Raw genomic sequence first — 2,502 nt, 5'->3', positions numbered from 1 at the left:
ATCCAGCTCCAGTTCGCCGGCAGCGGCCACGTCGCCGTCGACGTAACCGTCAGGCACGCCTCGGGTTTGGGCCACGGCCGAGTTGTCGGTGATGTCCAGGGTGCAGCTTTCGACGTGCAGCGCGATATCGCCCAGGCTCACGTCGAAGTTCTTGCCGCCAATCTTTGCCATGGGGCGTTACTCCGCTTTGTCAGTGGAAAGATCCAGGGCGATGTTCGCCGTGAGGTCTTTCGGGCAGTTAAGGGGTTTGAGCTTGATGTAGGCCGCGACCTTGGTTTTGCTCAGCCATTCCAGCACCAGGTCGCCGTCTTTCGGCGGCTCGATGTCACCGGGGAACACCTCGCCGTTGAACTTGATGGACTTCGCCATGGATCGCAGTGGCGCCATCAATTGGTTGGTATTCACCGCCATGCTGTTGGGCGTGTTGTTCAAGCGGCGATCGGCGACACGGCGGATCAGCAGCGGACGGATCAGGCGAGCGGCCTTGTCGGTAATGCGCAGATGCTCCACGACCTGAAAGTCACTACCGGGGGTGTCCAGCATGTTGCAGTCACCCCAGTACACGCCCGGATAGTCGGGGTAGGTCTGGGTGACGGAGAACCGCGCCCGATCCAGTTCACTGCGTACAGCGGACGGCAGCGGAATCAGCTCGCTATCAATAGGCACGTCGCCAAGCCCCAACACCGGGCCGGTGGCCACGCGCATCGGGCTATCAGCGATGCTGACTGCCGAATTAGCCAAGCGGCCAGCCAGCACGCCCAGGTCATTGCCGTGCAGTTGCGGTACAGGTGAAACGCGCGGCGCTGCCAGACCCGCTACCAACGCTTTTTGCTCGGTGAGATACTGCGCCCAGGTCTGGTCGACGGCGATGCCGGCACTGCTCGCCAGAAAGAAAACCCGGCGGCCGTAGGTGCTGTTCAGGGCAACGGCCGCGTCATGCATGGCCGACAGTTCGTCACCCTTTGTCACGGGTTTGGTGACAATTACCCCTTCCACCGACACCCCTTGTTGCTGGGTTTTCTGCAGTGCGGTGGCCCAATCGCCTTCGGGTCCGACCGGAGCCGCCATGCAGGCCCAGCGCTGGCCACCGTTCAAGCGAGCGGCGGTAATCTGGGTTTTCAGGTCGCTCGCCGGGATGCCCAGAGCGACGTCCAGATCGCTGTCGGTGTTCAGCGGGATGACCTGGCCGACGTTTTTGGCGGCGGGGCCGATGAAAAGAAAGTAACGCTCAACCTCTGTCACGGCACCCTGGCCTAGATTGAGGTTGTCGACGGTGACTTGACCGAGTGCCATGTAGTGCCTCGTTAACGGGGTGAAGTTAGGATTTGTTGAAAGACCTGGTTAACCAGCTCGCGGGGTTCATTGCCGGTTGCCACGCCGAGGAACTGACGTTTTGGCAGGGTGATGTCCCAGCTTTGCGCGCCAGATGTCTCGGTTTTCTCATCGTTCAGAATGCGGATCAGCAGACCGGCCTTGGCGTAGTTCACATGCTGTTGAATCCATGCAACCGAAGGCCGGGCCGGCGTCTTTTTGCCCTTCTGGCGGACACGAAAACCCAATCGGCGCAGGCGTTTCGCTTGTTTTTCAGTGCATGCGATGCCAGGCGGTACGGTGTTCCAGCGACGCATCTGTGCAGCCGTGCGCCGCTCGGTAGCACCGTTGTGTTGTTGCGTGGCGACCCAGCGAGTCAGCGCGTTTTTCCAACCCAGTTCGGCTTCGTCGGCGCTCACTCGCGTGACTTGCAGCAGCTTGGCCAGCCCGGCTTCCATCTTTTTCTTGCCCTTGGCAGATCCTTTGCGTTCAGCGAACGGCGAGCCGTCGACGTTTTGCTGGGCGCGCTGACGCTTGCGGCTCATCGAGCGCACGCGCTTGGTCACGTTGTTCAGCAGACGACGGCGCAGCACCGGCGGCAGCTCCAGCAGCGCCAGTTGAGCGTCTACGTTCAGTAGGCCCCTGACATCGAGGTCGCACGGATTAGCGGTCACCGGTGGCCACCTCGCCGTTCTCGGCAACCCACAGGTCAAACGGGACGAAAGCCCAGGTCTTACCGAAGGCGCCGATCTCGCCGGCAGCGTCTTCGGCCAGATACTGCGGCTCGACAAACTCCAGCGTGATTTCCACGTCGAAGAGGTCGTTATCCAACGGTTCTACAAGGAACTCCGGCGCCGGCAGTTCGTGGTGGTCGCGGTTGGAGTCGTGGTTTTCCAACCAACTCCCAACCAGAGCCATCAGGCGCGCCGGATGGTCGGCGAAACGCTCCAGGACAATCGCGGCGCGATAGTGCATGTCGGCAAAGTGCATGCCGTCGACGTCGGGTTTCCAGATCAGCGAGAGCTTCACCTGCTCGGTGAAACTGTCGAGCTGTTCAGGCGCGACCAGACGGCGTTCCCGTAGGTAGGCGGTCAGCCCTTGCAACTTGGTCACAGCAGCGCCGCCGTGATTCGGCCACGGCCTTGCAGGGCACGAACGGCGGATTGGCTGAATGCCAAGAAGGTTTCTTTA

4 protein-coding genes and 1 pseudogene are annotated in these 2,502 nt (G+C 61.4%); all 5 read right to left on the bottom strand.

The features are described from left to right. A partial coding sequence (locus DBR24_RS32895; protein ID WP_256591650.1) for a phage protein occupies positions 1-171 on the bottom strand: 171 nt, incomplete at its 3' end. Between the two features lie 6 nt (positions 172-177). Continuing rightward, complete coding sequence (locus DBR24_RS19165) at positions 178-1,293, bottom strand: DUF2586 domain-containing protein (RefSeq protein WP_128615520.1); 1,116 nt, start codon at positions 1,291-1,293, stop codon at positions 178-180. An 11-nt stretch (positions 1,294-1,304) separates the two neighbouring features. Beyond that, positions 1,305-1,985, bottom strand: a complete 681-nt coding sequence (locus tag DBR24_RS19160) for a virion morphogenesis protein (protein WP_128615519.1) — start codon at positions 1,983-1,985, stop codon at positions 1,305-1,307. Next, positions 1,975-2,424 (bottom strand): phage tail protein, encoded by a 450-nt coding sequence (locus DBR24_RS19155; protein ID WP_128615518.1) that lies wholly within the window; start codon positions 2,422-2,424, stop codon positions 1,975-1,977. The genes DBR24_RS19160 and DBR24_RS19155 overlap by 11 nt, the downstream gene beginning before the upstream one ends. Then, positions 2,421-2,502 (bottom strand): annotated as a pseudogene (locus DBR24_RS32890) (head protein); the annotation flags it as partial. The gene DBR24_RS19155 and the pseudogene DBR24_RS32890, both read right to left, overlap by 4 nt.

It is taken from the genome of Pseudomonas sp. HMWF006 (assembly GCF_003061205.1).
Taxonomy (GTDB): domain Bacteria; phylum Pseudomonadota; class Gammaproteobacteria; order Pseudomonadales; family Pseudomonadaceae; genus Aquipseudomonas; species Aquipseudomonas monsensis.
The sequence above is the reverse complement of the archived record's forward strand: the minus strand, read 5'-3'. Positions and strand labels throughout refer to the sequence as shown.